This is a genomic window from Amycolatopsis sp. NPDC104775, from assembly GCF_055583325.1.
Genome location: NZ_JBVJOE010000002.1, coordinates 1,155,983 through 1,176,610 on the forward strand (window position 1 = coordinate 1,155,983; position 20,628 = coordinate 1,176,610).

The 20,628-nt window shown below is 68.2% G+C and carries 19 protein-coding genes; 11 read left to right on the plus strand and 8 right to left on the minus strand.

The genetic code is table 11. The features are described from left to right. Positions 1–466: 466 nt before the first annotated feature. Both ACZ63D_RS14040 and ACZ63D_RS14045 read left to right on the plus strand, forming a co-directional pair. Positions 467–874 (plus strand): pyridoxamine 5'-phosphate oxidase family protein, encoded by a 408-nt coding sequence (locus ACZ63D_RS14040; protein ID WP_465354679.1) that lies wholly within the window; start codon positions 467–469, stop codon positions 872–874. Continuing rightward, positions 871–2,118 carry a cation:proton antiporter gene (locus ACZ63D_RS14045; protein ID WP_465354680.1) on the plus strand — a complete coding sequence of 416 codons (1,248 nt, stop codon included), beginning with the start codon at positions 871–873 and terminating at the stop codon, positions 2,116–2,118. The genes ACZ63D_RS14040 and ACZ63D_RS14045 overlap by 4 nt, the downstream gene beginning before the upstream one ends. 171 nt (positions 2,119–2,289) lie before the next feature. On the opposite strand, the gene ACZ63D_RS14050 is transcribed toward ACZ63D_RS14045, so the two are convergent. Genes ACZ63D_RS14050 through ACZ63D_RS14060 form a run of 3 tightly spaced genes read right to left on the minus strand, consistent with a single transcriptional unit; the run spans position 2,290 to position 5,141 of the window. Beyond that, complete coding sequence (locus ACZ63D_RS14050) at positions 2,290–3,192, minus strand: hypothetical protein (RefSeq protein ID WP_465354681.1); 903 nt, start codon at positions 3,190–3,192, stop codon at positions 2,290–2,292. 20 nt (positions 3,193–3,212) lie between these two features. Next, on the minus strand, positions 3,213–3,950 hold the full coding sequence (locus tag ACZ63D_RS14055) for a class I SAM-dependent methyltransferase (protein ID WP_465354682.1): 738 nt from the start codon (positions 3,948–3,950) through the stop codon (positions 3,213–3,215). Positions 3,951–3,992: 42 nt separating this feature from the next. Further along, positions 3,993–5,141 (minus strand): nucleotide disphospho-sugar-binding domain-containing protein, encoded by a 1,149-nt coding sequence (locus ACZ63D_RS14060; RefSeq protein WP_465354683.1) that lies wholly within the window; start codon positions 5,139–5,141, stop codon positions 3,993–3,995. A gap of 129 nt (positions 5,142–5,270) precedes the next feature. Between ACZ63D_RS14060 and ACZ63D_RS14065 the strand changes: the two genes are divergently transcribed. Next, on the plus strand, positions 5,271–5,981 hold the full coding sequence (locus ACZ63D_RS14065; protein ID WP_465354684.1) for an SDR family NAD(P)-dependent oxidoreductase: 711 nt from the start codon (positions 5,271–5,273) through the stop codon (positions 5,979–5,981). Here the strand turns inward: ACZ63D_RS14065 and ACZ63D_RS14070 are convergent. Beyond that, entirely contained in the window at positions 5,922–6,887 is a 966-nt protein-coding gene (locus ACZ63D_RS14070; protein WP_465354685.1) for an NAD-dependent epimerase/dehydratase family protein, read from the minus strand. The two genes, ACZ63D_RS14065 and ACZ63D_RS14070, sit on opposite strands and share 60 nt — an antisense overlap. A 235-nt stretch (positions 6,888–7,122) precedes the next feature. Here ACZ63D_RS14070 and ACZ63D_RS14075 point away from each other — a divergent pair, with 235 nt between their 5' ends. After that, the gene (locus tag ACZ63D_RS14075; protein ID WP_465354686.1) at positions 7,123–7,869 is read left to right on the plus strand and encodes a tyrosine-protein phosphatase; all 747 of its coding nucleotides are present in this window, start codon (positions 7,123–7,125) and stop codon (positions 7,867–7,869) included. Positions 7,870–7,924: 55 nt separating this feature from the next. Here ACZ63D_RS14075 and ACZ63D_RS14080 read toward each other — a convergent pair whose 3' ends face one another. From ACZ63D_RS14080 to ACZ63D_RS14095, 4 genes are all read right to left on the minus strand, one after another. Continuing rightward, positions 7,925–10,375: a PEP/pyruvate-binding domain-containing protein gene (locus ACZ63D_RS14080; protein WP_465354687.1), complete on the minus strand. Its 2,451-nt coding sequence runs from the start codon at positions 10,373–10,375 to the stop codon at positions 7,925–7,927. Positions 10,376–10,472: 97 nt separating this feature from the next. Next, positions 10,473–11,045 carry a PadR family transcriptional regulator gene (locus ACZ63D_RS14085; protein ID WP_465354688.1) on the minus strand — a complete coding sequence of 191 codons (573 nt, stop codon included), beginning with the start codon at positions 11,043–11,045 and terminating at the stop codon, positions 10,473–10,475. Positions 11,046–11,207: 162 nt separating this feature from the next. Beyond that, the gene (locus ACZ63D_RS14090; protein WP_465354689.1) at positions 11,208–12,215 is read right to left on the minus strand and encodes a methyltransferase; all 1,008 of its coding nucleotides are present in this window, start codon (positions 12,213–12,215) and stop codon (positions 11,208–11,210) included. Beyond that, complete coding sequence (locus ACZ63D_RS14095) at positions 12,206–13,222, minus strand: LLM class flavin-dependent oxidoreductase (RefSeq protein ID WP_465354690.1); 1,017 nt, start codon at positions 13,220–13,222, stop codon at positions 12,206–12,208. Before ACZ63D_RS14095 ends, ACZ63D_RS14090 begins: the two co-directional genes overlap by 10 nt. A 68-nt stretch (positions 13,223–13,290) precedes the next feature. Between ACZ63D_RS14095 and ACZ63D_RS14100 the strand changes: the two genes are divergently transcribed. The 7 genes from ACZ63D_RS14100 to ACZ63D_RS14130 are packed head-to-tail and all read left to right on the plus strand — an operon-like array spanning position 13,291 to position 20,508. Continuing rightward, the gene (locus ACZ63D_RS14100) at positions 13,291–14,478 is read left to right on the plus strand and encodes a cytochrome P450 (protein ID WP_465354691.1); all 1,188 of its coding nucleotides are present in this window, start codon (positions 13,291–13,293) and stop codon (positions 14,476–14,478) included. Positions 14,479–14,498: 20 nt separating this feature from the next. Beyond that, entirely contained in the window at positions 14,499–14,867 is a 369-nt protein-coding gene (locus ACZ63D_RS14105) for a SchA/CurD-like domain-containing protein (protein ID WP_465354692.1), read from the plus strand. Then, positions 14,834–15,328, plus strand: coding sequence for an anthrone oxygenase family protein (locus ACZ63D_RS14110; protein WP_465354693.1), 495 nt, complete (start codon positions 14,834–14,836; stop codon positions 15,326–15,328). Before ACZ63D_RS14105 ends, ACZ63D_RS14110 begins: the two co-directional genes overlap by 34 nt. A 19-nt stretch (positions 15,329–15,347) precedes the next feature. After that, positions 15,348–16,553: a cytochrome P450 gene (locus ACZ63D_RS14115; RefSeq protein ID WP_465354694.1), complete on the plus strand. Its 1,206-nt coding sequence runs from the start codon at positions 15,348–15,350 to the stop codon at positions 16,551–16,553. Between the two features lie 29 nt (positions 16,554–16,582). Next, complete coding sequence (locus ACZ63D_RS14120; RefSeq protein WP_465354761.1) at positions 16,583–18,019, plus strand: peptide MFS transporter; 1,437 nt, start codon at positions 16,583–16,585, stop codon at positions 18,017–18,019. Between the two features lie 24 nt (positions 18,020–18,043). After that, positions 18,044–19,447 carry an NAD(P)/FAD-dependent oxidoreductase gene (locus ACZ63D_RS14125; protein ID WP_465354695.1) on the plus strand — a complete coding sequence of 468 codons (1,404 nt, stop codon included), beginning with the start codon at positions 18,044–18,046 and terminating at the stop codon, positions 19,445–19,447. Further along, entirely contained in the window at positions 19,444–20,508 is a 1,065-nt protein-coding gene (locus ACZ63D_RS14130) for an NAD-dependent epimerase/dehydratase family protein (RefSeq protein WP_465354696.1), read from the plus strand. The genes ACZ63D_RS14125 and ACZ63D_RS14130 overlap by 4 nt, the downstream gene beginning before the upstream one ends. Positions 20,509–20,628 lie beyond the last annotated feature (120 nt).

Genomic DNA, 20,628 nt, shown 5'->3' on the forward strand with positions numbered 1-20,628 from the left:
GAGGACCACGTCTCTTCCCCGGAAATCCCTGCCGTGTTCCGCTTTCCCGCCCCCGTCGGGCGAACTTCGGAAAAGCCTCGCCCCCACCCGTATGGGCTCGCCGTTCTGCCCTTCCGGATGCGCAGAGGCCGCGCTGCGGGGGCGGGGTGCGGGAATGGGCGTCACCACCCGCTTTTGCTCAAGCTGCACCGGCTGTGCGAGGTGGCCGGCGACATCGCGATGCCTCCACTCGGACAGAGGCCCGAGGTGCTCGGCCATTTTCAGCAGCTGTGCGCGTCAGCACGGTCTGAGCTCGCGCTGCACCTGACTCTCATGCCCGCCCCGACCGCGTGTTCCGCGGCTGCGTCAGTCTGCGGGCGGCTGCGGAGTCGCGAAAATGAGCGCCGGGGCAGCAGCCGCGGTCCGTGCTGGAACCGGTTGTGATGGGTTTCGGCATCGCCGACCGCTAACGGAAAGAAGCAGAACAGTGCTGAGCGATCATGAGAAAGACGTGTTGAGGTCCACAAACTTCGCAAAGGTGACTGCGGTACATACGGACGGTTTCCCACATTCGGCTTTGGAATGCGCCGACCTCGACGAGGAGAATGTCGTGTTCACCGCCGGAGCCGGGCGCGTTAAGGAACTCGTTCTGCGGGAAAACCCGACTGTTTCCGCAGCCATGCTCCACCGGGACTCGCCTTTTCACCCTCTCAGCCTGTCCGGGCACGGCCGCGTCGAAGCCGGCATCGATGGGAAGACCACGGGCCGGATCGCTCTGAAGTGCTGGGGCCGCGAGAAATACGCGTTCCGTAAGCCTGGGAAGCAGCGTGTCGGGGTGCGGGCAGTCTCTCGCAAGGTCCGCCGCACCGAGCCGGTTCCGGTGGCGGTGCGATGAACGCGGTCTGGATCCCGCTGGCGCTGGCGGCGGTTCTCACGGCGGCCGCGCTGGGCAGGACAGGCGCGCGACTGGTGCGCCTGCCGTCCGTTGTCGGTGAGATCGCGGCGGGCCTGCTGGCCGGTCCCTTTCTCGTGGCGCTGGCCGACGTCGGCTTGCCCGGGTTCCGCCTGGACCTGATCCGCGCTGTGCTCCAGGCGATCGGCGAGGGCGCGCTGGTGTTCTACCTGGTCGAGCTGGTTCGGGACCTGCGCGCACGTTTCCCGGGCGGAGGGCGCGGCACCGTGTACTGGGTCACGCTCTGCTCCTTTCTGCCCGCACTGCTGACCGGAGTGGCGTTCGCCGGCCTGGTGCTGCTCCTAGCCTCCCCAGCGCTGCGCGGGACTGCACCGCCATCGGCGTTGGTGCTGTTCCTCGGCGTGGCGTTCTCGGTGACCGCTGTTCCCGTGATGGCCCGAATCCTGACCGATCGCGGGCTCTCCGGAACCTCGGCAGGCAGACTGGCGCTGGCCGCGGCCGTTTTCACTGATTCGTTGGCTTGCCTGCTGTTGTCGATCGCTGTCGGCCTCAATGCCGGTGACGCGGCTGGGTTTGTCGGGACGATGATGGTGTTTGCCGGCGGCGTCTTGCTGGCTTTCGCGGGCCGCAGGGTGGCAGCCGGACTCAGCACCTGGTGCCGCCGCGCACCCCGGACGGCGGCCATGCTGCTCATCGTGGTCGCGCCGGCGGTGGGGTTCACCATGGAAAACCTGGGCCTGACAGCGGTTTTCGGTGCGACGCTTGTCGGGCTTGCCCTGCCTGCGGACGAACATTCACCGTGGGCGGTCCCTGTCCGCGCCGTGACGAGGCTGAGCAGACCGTTGCTGCCCGTGTTCTTTGTCAGCACCGGGTTGGCCGTCTTCGCGAAGGGAATTGGAACCACGCTGTGGTTCCTGCCGCTCGTGGCGGTGCTGCTGGGCTGTGCCGGGAAGCTGCTGGGCGGCTACCTCGGAGGCAGGCTCAGCAGCCGGAGCCGCGCTGATTCTTTGCGGATCAGCGTGCTGCTGAACACCCGCGGCCTCACCGAGCTCGTCGTTCTCCAGTCCGGGTACCAGCTGGGCATTGTGACCACTCCGGTCTTCCTCTCCGCTCTCGTCATGGCGCTGGTGACAACCGCGCTCAGCGGGCCGATGCTCTCGTTTGTCGACCGGCTCGAGACGAGGTACGCGGGCCTGCGTGCGGCGCCTCTGTCGTCGCCGTCTTGACACGTTCGGGTGTAGAGCGTCCACTTCGGAGGTGGTATATGCGGGATCGCACTCGTCCGCGACGGGTACGAGCAGCAGTGACCGACGAAACCTTCGGCCGGCGAGAGCAATTCTCACCGACCGAAGGTTGCAGCCGTTTCTTGGGCGCTTTGAGCAACCGCTCGGCCGCGGTCAGCCGCTCAACCGAGACGCCGGTGAACCCGGCGCGGCCGTGGTGCGCAAGGGCAGCTGATCGCGGACCAGGTCAGGTTGGTGGCGGCCGTAGTCCGGATGGTCGAACAGGTGCAGCTGGTAAACGTGGTCAGCCCACGGCGGGCTGAAAGGGACGCAACCGCGCAGGCCGAAAACCGGGCCGGCGAACCGGTTCCGGTTTTCGGCATTGAAGTCCGCGAGCGCCGCGAACTCCCCGATCCCGCCGACCAGCCCCAGCAGGTCGTCGAAGTAGCAAAGGATCCTGGGCAGCATCTGCGCGGCGAAGTCCTCGCCGAGCGCGTTGAGCGCTGCCAGGGTGGACGAGTAGTAATCCATGTCGAAGGCCAGAAACCCGATCGGGTGCTCGGCTCCATTGTCGGCGAGGAACGCCGGGACCGTCTCGGCCACGTCGCCGAGCACCAGGCGGGCCGGGCCGAGCCGTTTCGTCAGCTCGTCCCGGTTCATCGCGTAGAAGCCCTTGTCGAACAGGTACGGCAAGTCGCGATGGTCCGTCGGCGCGGGCAACCCGTCCCCGAGGTCGAAGCCCACCACGTCGACCCGCAACCCTGACGAAGTGCCGAAGTACCGCGCGTATTCGGCGAGCGCCAGCAGCCCATTGCCGCCCGCGACCCCGAACTCGGCCACAGTCACGCCGCGGTGGCCGAGCCGGCTCGCTTCGGCGACCGCCTTACGGACGCCGTAGGCATAGGCCGGCCGGTCGACCAGCCCGAACCGGTGCCGGGTCGGCAAGCTCAACCGGAGCCGCCGCGCGCAGCTCTGCAGCAATTCCTGCCGTTCGCGCGGCACCGCGAGCCGCCAAAGCGCGTCGGTGACGCGTCCGGCGAGCGTGGTTTCTCCGCTGCCGTTCCGGCCGGTACGCATGTGCACACTCCCTTGCCGCCTCACGGCGCGCAGACGAAACCCATGAAATAGTCCTGCACTTCGACCTCGTGCACTGTGCCGAACACCCGCTCCAGGATCGCCTTCCCCTTTTCCGAGGTGATCATCTGGGTCCGGTAGGCACGGGTCTTCCACCACCCGCCGGAAAGCCGGATGGACAACGCCGTGCCGAGGAACGCGGCGGTGCGATACAGATGCCCTGCGCCACCGTAGCGTTTACGCTCGAACTCGTGGAAATGGTCGCCGATCCACAGGTTTCCGATGAAGACACCGCCTGGTGCGATGAACGTCTTCATCCGATTCAGCACCTGCTCGACGTCGCCGAGATGGTGGATCGCGTCCAGGCACATCACCACCTCGGCGGCGCCGAGGTCGTTGTCCTGCCAGAAGTCGCCCTGTACCAGGCGAAGGTTCGGGTGCCGGACATGAGCACGCGCTCGCTGCAGCGCGTCCGCCGAGATGTCCAGCGCCGTGATGCCCGTGGCCTGCGTGTGCTCCGCGGCGAGTTGCGTGAACGCGCCGGTGCCGCAGGCGAACTCCAGCACGCTCTCGGCGTCCCTTCCGTATTTCCGGATGTATTCGGCGATCGTATCTTTTTGCAGGAGAAATTCAGGCCCCAGGACCGGATGGCGTTCCGCGGAGTCTCGATCCCAGAACCGCGCTGCCCAATAGTCCTTGCCGTCCGGCGGAACGCCGTCCAGCAGCGCGGAACCACAACGAGCCATCAGCTCGGCAAGCATGCGATGTCCTCTCGTCGGAAAATCGATTCGTGCCGCCGCGGTTCAGCCCGCCGCCGCGATCAGGGACTCGAGCCAGGGAACAAGTTCTGCCGGGCCGGGCTGGGCGGCGATCTCGGCGGCGACCTTGGCGGCCGCCCGCCGTGCCTCGCCCTCGCGCACCATGCGCGAGGCATCGGTCCTGATCCGTTCGGCGGTCGCCTCCGGACGCGGGATCAGCGCACCCGCACCGGCCGCCGCCACCTGCCGCGCGTGGGCCCGGTGATCCGGCAGCTGCGGCACGAGCAGCAGCGGAACCCCGCAGGACAGCGCGGTAAGCGTCGTTGCCGCGCCACCGTGTGCGATCACCAGATCGCAGCCCGGCAGCACCGAGTGCAGGGGAGCATCGACGACAACCCGGACCGACGGATCGACCGGCCCTAGGAGTTCTCGCTGCGCGGCGGAAAGCGCCACGACGATTTGCGCAGGCAGGCCGGCCAACGCGCGCACCACCTCGCCGGCGAAGAAACGTTCGGCGCCCAAGCGCGCCATGGTGTGGCCCCAGGTGACACAAATTCGCCCGGACTCGGCAGGCGCCAAGGACGGTGCCCGGCCGGGCCCGTTGAAGGGGACGTATCGCATCGGCTGCCGGGCCTCGCCGCCGGGCAGCCGCAGCGACGGCGGAACCGGGTCGATCGACGCCGTGCCGGTGAGGTCGGCGTTCGTGATCCCGGATCGAAGAGCAAGGGGCTCAACGAGATGCTCGGCGACATCCATGAGCGGGTGCTGGAGGTCCAAGCCGTGGAAGCAGCGGATGGCCGCGATGCCGGCGGCCTGTGCGGCGATCGGCCCCGCCCAGGCCGTCGGGTCGAACACCACGGCGTCTGCGCGCCAGTCGCGGACCAGTGCGGCCAGATCCGCCAGCATGGCTTCCGCGTTGGCCAGCAACATCCGGAAGGCCCGCGGCGCCATGCGGCCCGGCGGGGCCGGCTCCGGCGGCCGGTCGGCCGGGAGCGCGTACTCCCGGACCATGCGCACCGAATCGACGTCCTCGCCCACCGGCTGGACGACACAGCCGGTGCGGCTCACCTCGGCCTCCAGCGCGGGCGGCACGGCGGCCACCACGTCGTGGCCGGCCAGCCGGCAGCTCCAGGCCAGTGGCACCATCGCATGCCAGTGCGACGGCCACGCCCAGCTCGTGAAGACAAGGCGCACCGATTTACCTCCAGACCGTGGCCGGCCGCCTGCGACCGGCCTGTTTCGATGATGGCGAGCACCGCTGGTCGGCCAAGCAATGCCCGATCACCAAGCGGCACCAGGGTTTTTCCAACGGTCTCGGCGACGATGACGGGATTCGTCGAGGAGGTCGCCTTGCCGGACAACAGGGTCGCACTCGTCACGGGAGCCACCCGGGGCCTGGGCCGCGCCGTGGCCGCACGTCTGCACGGACTGGGATTCCGGGTGATCGTCGCCGGCCGAGATCTCGACCGGGCCGCGGCGACCGCGGCGTCATTCGGCGACCAGGCCCGGGCGGTGCGGCTGGACGTCACCAGCGAGGAGAGCGTGCGGGCAGTGGCCGCCGAGCTCGGCACGGTCGACGTGCTGGTGAACAATGCCGGCGTGCTGCTCGACGCAGGCACGGACCCGGTGGCGGTTTCGCTCGCGGATGTGGAGAAAACCATTGCGGTCAACGTGCTCGGTACCTGGCGGGTCACGAAAACGTTCTTGCCCGCGATGATGCGGCGTGGCTGGGGGCGGGTGGCGATGGTGTCCAGCGGGACCGGATCGTTCAGCAACGGCCTGTATGCCGGAACGCCCGGCTACTCGGTGTCGAAGACCGCGCTGAACGCGCTCACCGCGATGTTCGCCGCGCACTGCGCGAATTCCGGGGTGCTGGTGAACGCGGTGAACCCGGGCCGGGTGCGGACGAGGATGATGCCGGACGCGGCGGCGTCGCCGGACGAGGCCGCCGCCGGCGTAGTGGCTGCGGTGACGCTACCGGACGACGGTCCGACCGGACGCTTTCTCCGCGACGGCGAACCGATCGGCTGGTGAACCGGCACGGGACCGCCAGGTCGCGAGCAGCCCGTCCGGCAGGCTCACCTTGGGTCGCCAGCCGAGCACCTCCCGCGCACGCCGGATCGAGACCCAGACTCGAGCCCGGTCGAATGTCCGGCTTTCCTGACGCAGCAGGGCATGCGGACGGCCGGTCGCCTGCTCGAACGCCGCATGCAGCTCGGCCAGCGTAGTCCCGGCTCCCGCCCCGATGTTGAGAATCATGCTCTGCCCTGGCCGGACCGTGGCACGCAGCCGGTCCTCCTGCCGGTGCACCGCCGACATCGCCCGCACCACGTCGTCGATATACACATAGTCACGGATGTCGTCGGCGCGGCCGATGAACGGCAGCGGTTCGCCGGCGAGAGCACAATCGGTCCACGCACTGATCACGCCGTATCCCGCCCGCCCAGCGTTGTTCACCCCGTATACGTTGGTCAGCCGCAGAATCACCGGCAGTACCGCTCGCGCGTGGCCGGCCAGTTCCTCTTCCAGCTGCAATTTCGCCCGGCCGTAGGAATTCGTCGGTCTGGTCGGCGAGGTTTCGGTGTACGGCGGGTCGGCGAGCACGTCGTACACCGTTCCCGCGGAAACACCGAGCACGACTATCGGTCGCGTCCGGCTGCAGGACATCAAATCCATGAAACGTTCGAAAACCCGCAGATCCGCCGCGGCCCGTTCCGGGTGCCGTGCGGCGATCCGCGGGTTGATCGTGGTGGCCAGGTAGAAAATGATGTCCGACCGGGCGGCGTCCGGATGGAGCGCGTAGTCCCTCACGGCGGGACGCGACCGGGTGAACCGGATACAGGTCCCGCCCGCTTCGTCGAGCGCGTCGGCGAGGCTGCGTCCGATGAATCCTTCCGCACCCACCACCGAAACCAGGCACCGGTTCGCATCAGCTTTCATTTCGCCATCGTGACAACCGGCACTGGCCGCCTTCTGGGGAACCGAGCATCGCGCACTGACTTTTCGGTCGACGAAAACACCGGCCGTTTACCAGCGAAGCGCCGGTTCGGTTTTCCCGGCCGGCGCTATATTGCTCCAGCGCGCGCAGGCATCGGTCCCTTGTGGACATCAGCGGCGAGGTCTGGGGGAGTCGCCGCGCGCCGGCCAAGTTTCGATCAACCTGGAGGAAGCATCCATGCGTAAAGCAAGAAAGCTCGCCACCCTGCTGCTCACGCTGCTGGCAGCATCGCTGCTGCCGTTGGTCGCCAACGCTGCCGAGCGGGCACGGTACGCGCCCACGGTGCTCATGGTGGATGGAGCGGCGAACGTCCGGGACATCGGCGGGTATCCGGCGTCCGGTGGCAGAACCGTGCGGCCCGGCATCGTCTACCGTTCCGGGCAGCTGGGCTCGATCACGGCCGACGGTCTCGGCGCCCTTGGCGTGCTGCACCTCGCGGACGTCGTCGATCTGCGCAGTGATCGCGAAATCAACTACTTCGGCGCGGACAAGGTTCCGGCAGGTGTGCCGGTGATCAACGAACGGGAGACCCTGCCGGCGCCGAACACCGAGGAGATCGCGCTGAGCGACTACCGGCAGATGGTCGACAACGCCGACATCCGCGCGGCGACCGCCGCCACCTTGCGCCTGATCATCGCGAAGAAAGGCGCTCCAGTGCTGATCAACTGCACCGGCGGCGTGGACCGAACCGGCTGGACCATCGCGGTGCTGGAAAGAATTCTTGGCATGTCGGCCGACGACGTCATGTCGGACTACCTGTACTCCAACACCGTCCTCGGCATCACCGCGGCCCAGCCTCAGCACCTGCAAGCCGCACTCGACGAGACGGTGACGAACTACGGCTCGTTCATCGGCTACGTGCGCAACGGCCTCGGCCTCACTCCGATCGAGACCACCAAATTGAACCAGCTGCTTGCCAGCTGAGCGTGCCCCGCGGAGACGACGGGCGTCTCTCTGCCGTCTCCGCGGAGGCCGCCGCTCAGCCGACCACTTCGACCTGTCCCTTCGCGCCATCGACGGTGACGATCTGGCCGTCGCGCAGGATCTCGGTTCCGTCGCCGGTGCCCACCACCGCGGGAATGCCGTACTCCCGCGCGATGATCGCGGGATGTGACAGCAGGCCGCCGATGCTCTTGTCCGTGACCAGTGCCTTGACCAGACCGAACAGGACCGACCACTGCGCGGTGGTGTCGGGGCAGACCAGTACGTCACCGCGCTTCACCCGGTCGAACTCGGTGAGGTCGTGGACGATGCGCACCGGCCCGGTGTAGCGGCCGGTGGAGACACCGACGCCGCTGAGCCCGCCATCGCTCGCGTCACCGCGGGCCCCTTGGGTCGAGGCCACCCAGGCGTTCAGCTTCTGGATGTGCCGCAGTTCCTCCGGCAGGTCCGCGGGCGCCGCGCCGGCACTGGCGCCGCCGTGCGGGGCGCCCGCCGGCGCCTCTCCGTAGCTCACCGGCCCGGGGTTCTCGTCGATCCATCGGCGCTCGCCGCGCCGCCGGATGATCCGGTCGCGCAGGTCGAGCGGCTCGGTGAAGCCTTCCAGCAGTTCGGCATGGTCGAACAGGAAAGCGTCCTCCGGCGCGAGCGCGTGGCCGCGCTCGACCATCCGCCTTCCGATTTCCAGAGCCGTATAACGGGTGTAGGCGTGCGCGATCATCAGGTAGTAGTTCGTGTCGTCGCGCACGGGGTAGGCGTCGCGCGCGTTGGCGAGCGCCTCGTCGAATCGGGCGAGGTCCGAACCGGACCGCTCGGCGAGCGTCGTGCGAGCCTGCTCGAGCACGGCAGTGTCGGTCGGTTCGGCGCCGGTCGCGGCATCCTGATCGAGTTGCTGGGCGATCAGGTTGAGCACCAGCGCCGGCTGCTCGGCGATCGTCGGATCGGTGATGTAGAGCTGCATCAGGCGGCGACCGTAGCCACGCAGGTAACGGTCGAACTTCGCGGCGAACTCCGGTGCCACCCCGGCGATCCGGGCGGGTGTCGTTTCGTCCGCACCGGACAGCAGTTCGCGAACCTCGGGCAGTGCGGCCGCCTCGGAGGCCAGTTCCGCCAGCCGCTCCGACGGCTCGGTGGTCTTCGACGGCACCCCGGTCAGCTGGCCCAGCACAGTCGCCGCGTCCCAGCCGACGAGTTCCTCGGCCACCAGACCGAATTCGGCGACCACGAGTGCCGCCTCCGCCGCCGCGAGGAAGTGCACGTCGATGGTGTGCTTGTTGAGTTTCTCGACTTCGCCCAGATGCGCGACGAGATCAGCGTCGGACAGGGTGGTCAGGTCCACCGCGCCGATGCGGTCGATCCAGTCGACCAGCTCCGGCTCCCACTCCTGCCTCCACCGCCGCACGATCGCGGCTCGCTTGTTGTCGCGGATGTCCGCGATCACTTGCGCGCGCTGCTCAGGCGTCGGCGGTTGGAAGGTCATCTGGCGGTAGAGCCAGCCGCCGATCTCCCGAGATTCGAACCGCGGTCCCAGCGCGTTGGCGAACAGGTGGCGCATCGACTGGTTGAGCTGGTCGAGATACATCGAGCTCTGCAAGCGGCACATCGGGCGCGTGTAGAACATGTGCTTGCGCCAGTGACCGGGCGGTACCTCGATCGGCACCGGCACCGGGTCGGGCTGGGGCTCGGGCAGGGTGGTGATCGGACGTGCCTGGAGCAGCCAGACCTGCCCGTCCTTGACCGCCCACTCGATGTCGTACGGCGTGTTGCCGTAGTGCCGGGAAACCTGGCGTACGAGGGCGGCGACTTCGGCCGCGACATGCGGACCGACCGCCTTCTCGGTGTCCGGACGGGTGCGGACCTCGCTGTCGCCGAACGTCCATTCCTCAGGCGTCGCCTCGCCGGAGACCAGTTTGTCGCCGAGCCCGGCGACCGCGCTGACCACGGCCTCCTGCCGGTTTCCGGTGACCGGGTTGGCGCTGAACGCGACCCCGGCGGCGTCGGCGTCGACCAGCCGCTGGATCAGCACGGCCATTTCACGGCTTTCCGCCGCCGCCGCGTTCAGCTTCTGATAGCTGGCCACCCGCGCCGAGAAAGCGGACGCCCAGCAGGTCCGCACCGCGTGCACCATCGCGTCCTTGCCCCGGACGTCCAGCACTGTGTCGTACTGCCCGGCGAACGAGCTGTCCGCCAGGTCTTCGGCGATCCCGGTCGAGCGAACCGCGACCGCGACGTCGTCGAACGCCTCAGCGACGGCCGCGATCGCGGCGTCGATGTGCGTCGGCAACGCGACGGTCCGCAGCTCTTCGGCTGGTGCACCGTCGATGGTCGCCAGCACTTCGTCCAGCATGGTCTTCGGCAGTACGAAACCGTCCGGGACGGTGAATCCGGCCTGCATGAGCTCGCCCAGCTTGGCAGCCTTGCCGCCGATGAGCGGAAGGTCGTCGGCCGAAACGCAGTGCAACGGAATCGGCTCGTAATGATTGGCAGGCATTTTCCCACTTCCCCACGCGACGAATCAGGGCAGGCGGCATCGCGGGCTCGGCGCCCCCGGCCGTTCCCTGAGCTATTGGGTGATCAACAAGAAATGACTAGGGTGCTTCCCAGCCGATTCGACCGGTCTCGATGTCCTGGATCAAGCCGCGGACCCACGCCAGCTCGGCCTGACGCATGGCGCGGGTGTATTCGAGCTCCAGCAAGTTTCCCCGGTTCATGTGCGCCGCCAGTTCCTGGAGCAGGACACTGAACTTGCCGATCTCCGATTCCAGCAGCACGACTCGCCGGACTAGCTCGGCGGCCGCCTCCTTGGCAGGGAGATGCTGGATCTGGCTGAGCGCCCCGGTGAACCAGGGCCGCTCGTTGGTCGGTTCGGCAAGCATTTCGCGAAGCCAGTCGAGCAGCACTACCTCGCCCTGATCGGTGAGCCGGTAGACGGTCCGCTCCGGGCGTTTCCCGTCCCGGCTGGTTTCCACCGCGACGATCAGCTCGGCTCGTTCCAGCCGCTCGATCGTGCGGTACAGCGAACCGCGCCGCAGATCGAGCAGTTCGTGCTTGTGCCGGTACCGGATCAGCCGCTGCAGCTCGTACGGATGCATCGGCCCTTCCCGCAGCAGGCAGAGCACGATGACCGACCACAGGTTCGGCGTTATCTCACCACGTGCCATGACCGGTCCGCCTGTCCACTCGATTGGCTCCAACGAAATAGCTACATGCAACTATACGCACGTAGCTAGGCGGTCGGCAAACACGGGCCCGGAAGCGGGCAAGCCCGGGACAGCAAGCGGTCCGGCCGGCACGCGCCGACCGGACCGAGATGCCGGGGCCGATCAGCCGGCGAGTTTCCCGACGACGACCGCCGTGTCGACGTCGCCGACCGCGAACGTCCGGGGAGCGGAAAACCCGCACGAGGTCAGCCACTCGCAGCAGCGGTGCACCGGATATTCGCTTCCCGGGCCGACGAGTTGCATCTGCAGGCTCTCCAGCGGCGTGGACAGCGCCGTGCGGCGAGTGCCGTCGGCCATCATGTCGTAGACGAGCACGGCGCCGCCGGGGGCAAGCGTGTCGAACGCCTTGCGCAGCAAGGCCAATCGCTGCGGAGTGCTCCAGTTGTGCAGCACGTGCCCGAACACGAACACGTCGGCAGGCGGGAGTGGATCGGCGAAGAAATCCCCGGCGTGGAAACGAACCTGGCCGGTGGTGCCGCGGTCGGCCATGTGCTCCTCGAACAGCGACGCCACCTGCGGCAGGTCGAAACAGCCCGCGCGCAAGTGCGGGTGCGCGCTCACCAGCTCCGAGACCAGGTTGCCGCGGGCGCCGCCGACGTCGATCACGGACGAGTAACGGCCCCAGTCAAGGCACTTCGCGAGGTCCTGCGCGATGGCAGTGTTCATCGAGTCCATCGCGCTCATATAGGACCGCCACGCCCTCTCGGAACGGGACGTCTTCACGATTTCGTCGGTTTCCTGGACGACCGGCGCCTCGCGCCACGTCTTGCCGGAGCGCAACGCGGGAGTGAGGCGGTCCCAGGCGATGGTCCTCAACCGCAGCATGTAACCGAGGAACTGCGGCGCTCTCGAGTCCAGATACCGGGCCGCCACTTCGGAAACCTGGTAGTGCCCGGCCGGCGTTTTCACCAGCAGGTCGAGCGCGGCCAGTCCGTCCAGGAAATCGCCCGCGCCCCGGGCGTCGATGCCAAGCCGCGCGCAGGCGTCCGCCGCGCTGAACCGGCCGTCGCCGAGCACCGCGAACAGGTCGAGCTCGATCGCCGTCAGCACGAGTTTCGTGCCGTAGTAACCACGGAACAGTTCCAGCACCGGCTGAGGGGTCAGGTCCATGGGGCACTCCACGCTTTCGTATCCGCCGTGACTCCGATTTCGCTCAGCACCGCGGCCAATCCCTCGAGCTGGCCGATCTCGCGTCCGCAGGGCATGAAGATCAGTTCGTCGCAGCCAGCCGCGCGGTAGGTGGCGGCGGTGTCGGCAATTCGTCCCGGGTCGGTGAGCACGGCGGAGGTGATCCGCTGGCATGGGTGAGGGCCGAGGAAGCCGTAGTACTCGCTGATGTAATCGGCCGCGGTGACCTCAGCGTCCGATCCCAGCGCGAAATAGCACAACGCGGTGAGCCGGGGCGGCCCGGACCGTTCCTCGCCTGCCCAGATCATCCGCAACCGGTCGGCCAGTTCCGCGAACCCGTGCGCCGAACTGCCGCCGCAGATCCAGCCCTGACCGAACCGGGCGGCCCGGCGCAGCGCGATGTCGGTGTGCCCGCCGAACAGCAGCGGTGGTGCACCGCGCCACGGCCGGGGCCCGATCCGCGTCTCCGGCGTGTTCCCGTCGCCGCTCCAGACCCGGAGCATCTTGCGGGCCATCAGATCCAGGCGCGCACCACGCCTGCGGAACGGCGTGCCGGCGGCGAGGAAGTCGTCTTCGCGGCCGCCGGCCACGAGCCCGACGACGAGGCGGCCGGCGCTGATCTGGTCGATGGTGGCCAGCTGCTTGGCCAGCAAAGCCGCGTTGCCTCGGTACGGTGCCACCAGCGCGGTCGCCGTCAGGCGGATTCGTGTGGTGACCGCCGCGGCGGCGGCAAGGCAGGTCAGCGCCTCGAAGCTGCCGTAAACCAGGCGGTCCAGCACGGCCAGCGAGGAAAAGCCGGTCCGATCCGCCTCCGTCGCCCACCTGCTGAGCAGATCTCCGGACATGCCACGCACTGAGACCGGAAGTCCGATTCCCATTTCCATCAGCCGTTCTCCCTTGGCCGGCGGGATTTCCTCCGCACGTTGCCAGGCCCGGCTCGCGGTTTGCTGGTCGCGCCGATGCCCGCCGGGCACACGGGAATCAGTCATCGGATACCGAGGGTGGATTCGCCGGTGCGACGCTGCACGAGTCAGCGCAATCGCGGCGAGGAGTCATCGTGGTCCAGTACGCACTGCCTGCTTTTCCGTTTGCGGCTGCCGATCCGCTCGAACCGCCGGGGGAGTACGACGTGCTGCGCGAGACGAACCCCGTGGTGAAGGTCATGCTGCCGTCGTCGGATCCGGCATGGCTGGTGCTCCGGCACGCCGACGTGCGCAAGGTGCTGGCAGACCCGCGATTCAGCCGGGCGGCGATCACCCGGCCCGGCGCGCCGCGCATCCTGCCGATCGCGAAGGAGTCGAAGTCCATTTTCGTGATGGATCCGCCGGAACACGGCAGGTTGCGCCGGCTTGTGTCACGCGCGTTCAGCCCGCGCCGGATCGAGGGTCTGCGCCCTCAGGTGCAGGTGATCACCGACGAGTTGCTCGACGCGCTCACCGCACCCGCCGATCTTATCGACGGGCTCGCTCAGCCGCTGCCGATCATGGTGATCTGCGAGATTCTCGGTGTGCCGTATGGCGATGTCGACCGGTTCAGGCAGTGGACCGACCTCATGCTGAACTACGATCCGAAGCGTTCGGCCGAGGTCGTGGCGGCCCGCGACGCCATCAGCGAGTACCTGCGCAAGCTGATCGCGATCAAGCGCCGGGAACCGGCCGACGATCTGCTGACCGCGTTGATCGAGGCCAGTGACGATGGCGACCGCCTCTCCGAAGAGGAACTGCTCGCGTTCGGCTACACATTGCTGGGCGCGGGGTATCACACGACCACCGCGACCATCGCCCACGCCGTGCTGACGTTGTTGCGGGATGGGAAAAAGCTGGCGCGGCTGGTCGCCGACCCTGCGCTGGTCCCGGTCGCCGTCGACGAGTTGCTCCGCCGTTCGCAGGCGGGCGGCGGGATCGGCGCGTTGCGCATCGCCGTCGAGGACGTTCGGGTCGGCGGCAGGCTGATCCGCCAGGGCGACGCGGTGCTTCCGCTGATCAATGCCGCGAACCGGGACGGCGAGGTGTTCGCCGATCCGCACGGCGTGGAGCTGGACCGATCCCCGAATCCTCATCTGGCGTTCGGGCACGGCATTCACCATTGCCTCGGCGCGCAATTGGGAAAGGCCGAGCTGGAGATCGCGCTCGGCACGTTGCTGCGCCGGTTTCCGCGCGTGCGGCTCGCCTGCGACGAGCGAGAGCTGGCCTGGAACGCACGAGCAGCCTTCAGCCGTCCCGACACGCTTCCTGTCACCTGGTAGCCGACGCCGAGGAGAACGACATGGCATTCACCGCGATCACCTACGACATCAAACCGGGGTGCGAAGACGCCATCGCGGCGATTTTCAGGGATTTCAGGAGGGTCACCTCTTCGAAGGTCACTGATCGAACCGGACGCGAAGCCGGCCGGGTCGTCGCCACCTCTCTGTTCATCAAGAACGACACGATGGTGCGGTTCATCGAATACGACGGCGATTTCGACGCGGTCGCCGAATTCATGGCGCACCAGCCCGGTGTCATGGAAGTAGAGGCGAAGCTCAAGCCATACCTGGCCAAGCCGCGGAACACCGGGACGCCGGAGGGATTCGTCTCCACCTTCAAGAACAGCGTCATGCGATGTATTTCCCGGCTGCCGCCGGAAGGGAACTGATTTCCGTGCTCGTCACCGTGCTCGGGATACTGGGCGTCGGAGGCAGCGGCGTCGTCGCCGGGGTGCTGATCGCGGTCGCGCTCAGCATCGTCCCGGCACTGCGGGCGATGCCGGCGGAAAGCTATATCAGCGCGCACAAACTGCTGGGCCGGAACTGGGACCCGACAATGCCGATCCTGGTGCTCGCCTGCACGGCGGTGGAAATCGCGCTCGCCTGCCTCGCACCCGGTCCGGCGCGGAAGCTGCCCTTCCTGATCGCCGCGATCCTGCTCGCGGGCGTGTCCGTCGTCTCGCACTTCTGCAATGTGCCCATCAACAGGCAGGTGCGCGCGGTCGATCCGGCACGCATCCCGGACGGCTGGGCCGACCCCCGCCCGGTATGGCGAGCCTGGCATATGTTCCGCACGGCACTGGCGATTCTCGCGGTGGTCGCCGGCGGAATCGGCGCCGCGGTGCACTGAATCTCTCAGGGGAGGAACGATGGTGAAGCCGATGACCACGGCCGGGTTCGATCCGTTCGACCTCGCGTACCGCGCCGATCCTTACCCGGGCTACCGGCGCCTGCGCGACACAGCGCCGGTCTGCTGCGATCCTCGCGGCCACTGGCTGCTCACGCGGCATCGCGACTGCGTCCAGGTGCTGCGCGACCAGCGGTTCGGACACGGCAGCGGGGACCTGTTGCGGCAGAACACCTTCCGTCGTCCGGTGGACGGGAGGAGCAGGCCGTTCATCCTGCTCGATCCGCCCGAGCACACCAGGTTGCGCTCGTTGGTCAACAAGGCGTTCACCCCGGCGGTCGTCGCCCGGCTCGCGCCGAGGATCGAGCAGATCGTGCACGGGCTGCTCGACGAGGCGATCGAGGCCGACGACGTCGATCTCGTGGAATCGCTGGCCTATCCGCTTCCGGTTACGGCGATCAGCGAGCTGCTCGGGGTTCCGGTGCGCGACCACGTCGAGATCCGCGAACTTTCCCGGATCGTCGCGCGCGGCGTCGACCCGGATTTCCAGTACACGGACGAAGAAAAACGGCGCCGCGCGGAGGCGTTCGCCAAGTTCGACGAGTTCTTCACCGACCTGCTGGACTTCCGGCGCCGCCAGCCTGCGGACGATCTGCTCAGCAAGCTGGTCGCGGCGCGCGACGGCGGTGAACTGCTGAGCCGAGGCGAACTGCTCACCACCTGCGTGTTGCTCTATGTCGCCGGCCACGAAACGACGATGAACCTGATCGCCAACGGCGCTCTGGCGCTGCTCCGGGCGCCCGACCAGTTCCGCCGGCTGGCGCGGGACCCCGAGATCACCACGCGAGCCGTGGAGGAACTGCTCCGCTACGACTCGCCTACACAGCTGTCGCGTCGCACCGCGCTGTCCGATGTGGACCTGGCAGGGCAGCTGATTCCCCAGGGCGCGCAAGTGGTGGTGATCCGCGGCGCGGCCAACCGCGATCCGGAGGTGTTCGGCTCGCCGGACCGGCTCGACCTCGGCCGGGTCCGGAACCCGCACATCGCGTTCGACGGAGGAATCCACTACTGTCTCGGCGCCCCGTTGGCCCGGCTGGAAGGCCGCATCGTCTTCCGCGCGCTCGCGGACCGGGCGCCGGGCATGAGCCTGGCGAGCGAGGAGCTGTGTTACCGGGACAATCTGGTGGTCCGCGGGCTCGCGGCCTTGCCGGTCCGGATGCGGCCGTGACGCGGCGAAGGCGTGTGCAGCCGTGGTTCGTGATCCTGTTCATGTCCGACGTCTGGGAGCGGTTCGGCTTCTACGGGCTGCAGGCCACCCTGGTGCTTTTCGCGGCGGCACCGGGCGCGCAGGGCGGGCTCGGGCTGGAGCCCGTCGAGGCCACTGCGCTTTTCGGCGCGTGGATCGGCGTGGCGTTCATGCTTTCCCTGCCCGGCGGCTGGGCCGCGGACCGGCTTTTCGGTGCCCGGCGGGCATTGCCGGCCGGGGCGCTCGTCCTGGCCGCCGGCTACCTGCTCCTGGCGCTGCCGGGCGCCGCGCTGCCCGGCCTGCTGGTGATCGCGGCGGGAACCGGGCTCTACAAGCCGAACCACCAGGCCATGGTCAACGCCCTGCTGGGCGATCGCGGCCAGCGGGAAGCCGGCATCTCGGTGCTCTACGTCGCGACCCAGGCCAGTGCCCTGCTCGCGCCGTTGCTCATCGGCTATCTCGGGGAGCGGATCGACTGGCGGCTCGGGTTCGGGACGGCGAGTGCCCTCATGCTCGGCTGTGCCGTGCAGTTGTATTTGGCGAAGCCGGTCTTCCGCGGGATCGGAGAGGTGCCGGATCGTCCGCTCGGCGTGCGCGGGCGCCGGCTCGCGTTCCGGTACTTCGCCCCGGCCGCCGGCGTCGTGTCGGCGCTCGTCGTGGCCGGAGCGGCGGCCGGGTGGTTGACCGCCGGGCGGGCGGTGGCGATCGTCGGGGTGCTCAGCGTCGTGCTCCCGGCCATCGCATTCATCGTGCTGTACCGGAATCCGAAGCTCGACCGCGCGGCGCGGCGACGGCTGAGCACCTTTCTGTGGGTGTTCCTCGGCTCCACGCTGTTCTGGCTGCTCGTCGCCCAGGACGGCTCGGTGCTCGCCTTGTTCGCCAGGGATTTCACCGACCGGGCATTGGGCGGGCTGACCGTTCCGGCGAGCTGGCTGCAGGCATGCACGCCGCTGTTCATTCTTGTGCTCGCACCGGTTTCCGCATGGCTGCTGCCGAAGGCCGGGCGCGACGCCCACGCGGTTCCGGTCAAGTTCGCCACCGGGCTGGCCATGGCGGGCGCCAGTTTCGTGATCATGGCTTTCGCCGCGGAAAAGGCGACCACCGGACCGGTTTCGCCGCTGTGGCTGATGGCCGTCTTCCTCTTGCACGCCTGCGGCGAACTCGTGATTTCCGCGGTGGGCATCGCCGCCATCGCCGAACTCCTGCCTGCGGGCTTCCTCTCCCACGCACTCGGCATGTGGTGGCTGTTCGCGGCGCTCGGGGGAGGACTCGGTTCACAGCTCGTGCGTTTGACCGCGGTCGTTCCGTTGAGTGGCTACTTCGCCGCGTTCGGCGTCGTCGCCTGTGCCGTCGCGGCAGTCATGTTCCTGGCACGCAACAGGATCCGGCGCGGACTGGCCGAGACGGCACGCGTCGGGCCGGGCGAGCCGGAACTGGTGGATCACTGAACCCCATGAGAAAGGTGCGATTCGATGCGCGACAAGACGAAGGTTCTCGTCATCGGCGGCGGCCCGGCCGGCTCCACCGCGGCCACACTGCTCGCCAGAGCCGGGGTCGAAGTCACTTTGCTGGAGGCGAGACAGTTCCCGCGCGAGCACATCGGCGAGTCGATCCTCCCGTCGGTGCTCCCGATCCTGGACCTGATGGGCGCCCGGGAGAAGGTCGAGGCGCACGGTTTCCAGCGCAAGGGCGGTGCGTACTTCTTCTGGGGCGACGAGGAATGGGACGTCCGGTTCGGCGAACTCGGCGGCACCGGCACCTACTCCTGGCAGGTCGTCCGCTCTGAGTTCGACGCGCTGCTGCTGAACCATGCCCGCAGCCAGGGCGTCGAGGTCGTCGAAGGCGCGGCTGTCAAGGAGATCCTGTTCTCGGACGGACGGCCCGTCGCCGCCACCTGGAAAACCGCGTCCGGCTCGGGCACGATCGGCTTCGACTTCCTGGTGGACGCCTCCGGCCGCAACGGGGTGATGGCGAACAAACACCTCCAGAGCCGACGGTTCCATGAGGCGTTCAAGAACATCGGCGTGTGGGGCTACTGGCGCAACGCCGCTGCGCTCGACCGCGGTCCCGAAGGCGCGATCACGGTGAGTTCGGTTCCGAGCGGCTGGTTCTGGCTCATTCCGCAGCACACCGGCCTGGCCAGTGTCGGCCTGGTAAGCAGCACGGCCTCCTTCACGCAGCGACGCGCCGAACTCGGCAGTACCGAAGCGGTCTACCACGCGACGCTCGCGGAATGCCCGTCGATTGCCCGGCAGCTGGCCGATGCCGAACTCGTCACCGGGCTGACCGCCGAGCAGGACTACTCCTACGTGACGGACCGGTTCAGTGGGCCCGGCTTCGTGCTCTGCGGCGACGCGGCGTGCTTCCTCGACCCGCTGCTGTCCACGGGAGTGCACCTGGCCACCTACAGCGCCATGCTGGCCGCAGCCACCCTGATCAGCGTGCTGCACGGTGAAGTCGGCGAAGAAGCCGGGCGCGAGTTCTACGACACCGCGTATCGGCACGCGTACGAGCGCCTGTTAGTGGTCGTGTCGAGCTTTTACCAAGCGTACCGCGGCCGCGATCACTACTTCTGGCAGGCACAGCAGCTCAGCAGCGCCGACCGCCGCCACCTCAACCTGCACGAATCCTTTTTGTACATCGTGTCCGGCATCGAGGACCTCTCGGACAGCCGCGACGCCGCCTATCTCGCCGCGGTGCGGGAGATGTCCGGAGCCGGCTCCGGCAACCCGAACCCGCTGGCCAACCACAACAAATCAGTCGAGCAACGGGTCGCGCCGATTCGCCCGGAAACCGCGCTGCGCGGCCTTTACCTCGTCACCGAACCCAGCCTCGGGCTCCGCTGGAGCGAGCCAACGGACGCGGCTGTCCGATGAGGATCCTGGTGACCGGCGGGGCCGGCTTCATCGGCCGCAGGGTGGTTCGGGCGCTGGTCGCCGCCGGGCACGAGGTGCGAGTGCTGGACGCGTTGCTCCCGCACGCGCATCCCGGCGGCAAGCCGCCGGATATGCCGGAGAGCGTCGACTTCCGCCGAGGCGACCTGCGTGAGCCCGCGACGGTGGCGTCGGCGCTGCGCGGCATCGAGCTGGTCAGCCACCAGGCCGCGATGGTCGGCCGGGGCAGGGAGATCCGGGACGCCGTCAGCTACGTCCGGTGCAACGACGAAGGCACCGCACGGCTGCTCATGTCGATGACCGCGGCTGGCGTGCCGAGGCTGGTGCTGGGCAGTTCGGTAGTCATCTACGGGGAAAGCCGGTACGACTGCGTCGAACATGGCCGCGTCCGCCCGGAATCCCGTTCGCGGCAAGCACTGGACGCCGGGCAGTTCGAGCCGGCCTGCCCGCAATGCGGCCGTGCCGTCGTGGACAGCGCGGTAGAGGAGGACGACCCATTGGACCCGCCGCGCAACGTCTACGCCGTGACCAAGCTGGCTCAGGAGTACCTCGTCGGTGCCTGGGCCCGAGAGACCGGCGGGCAGGCAGTGGCACTTCGTTACCACAACGTCTACGGGCCCGACCTGCCGTTCCAGAGCCCGTATTCCGGCGTCGCAGCGGTCTTCCGCAGTGCCGTCGAGCGGGCGGAAGCACCCGAAGTCTTCGAAGACGGCCGGTCGCGGCGCGACTTCATCCACGTCGAGGACGTAGCATCCGCGAATCTGGCCGCACTCGGCTGGACCGGCGCGGGATTCCGCGCGTTCAACGTGGCCACCGGCCTGCCACACGGTATCGGTGACGTCGCCACCGCGCTGGCGGCCGCGCGGGGCACCCCGCCTCCGGTCGTCACCGGCCGATACCGTATCGGAGACGCGCGGCACATCGTGGCGTCTCCGAAACGGCTGATGACAGAGCTTCGCTGGCGGCCCCGGACGGATTTCGCCACGGGTATGACCGAGTTCGCGCATTCCCCGATGCGCGGCGCACTCCTGTCGTCGCGCTAGCTCTCATTCGTGTGAACAGTCCGGGGGAGGCCAAGAGTTCGCTGCTCGACCTGTCGGATGGTGCCGAGTGATGTCGGACAAGACATTCTCACGTGGTCGCGGGTCTCCATGGGTTGGTGC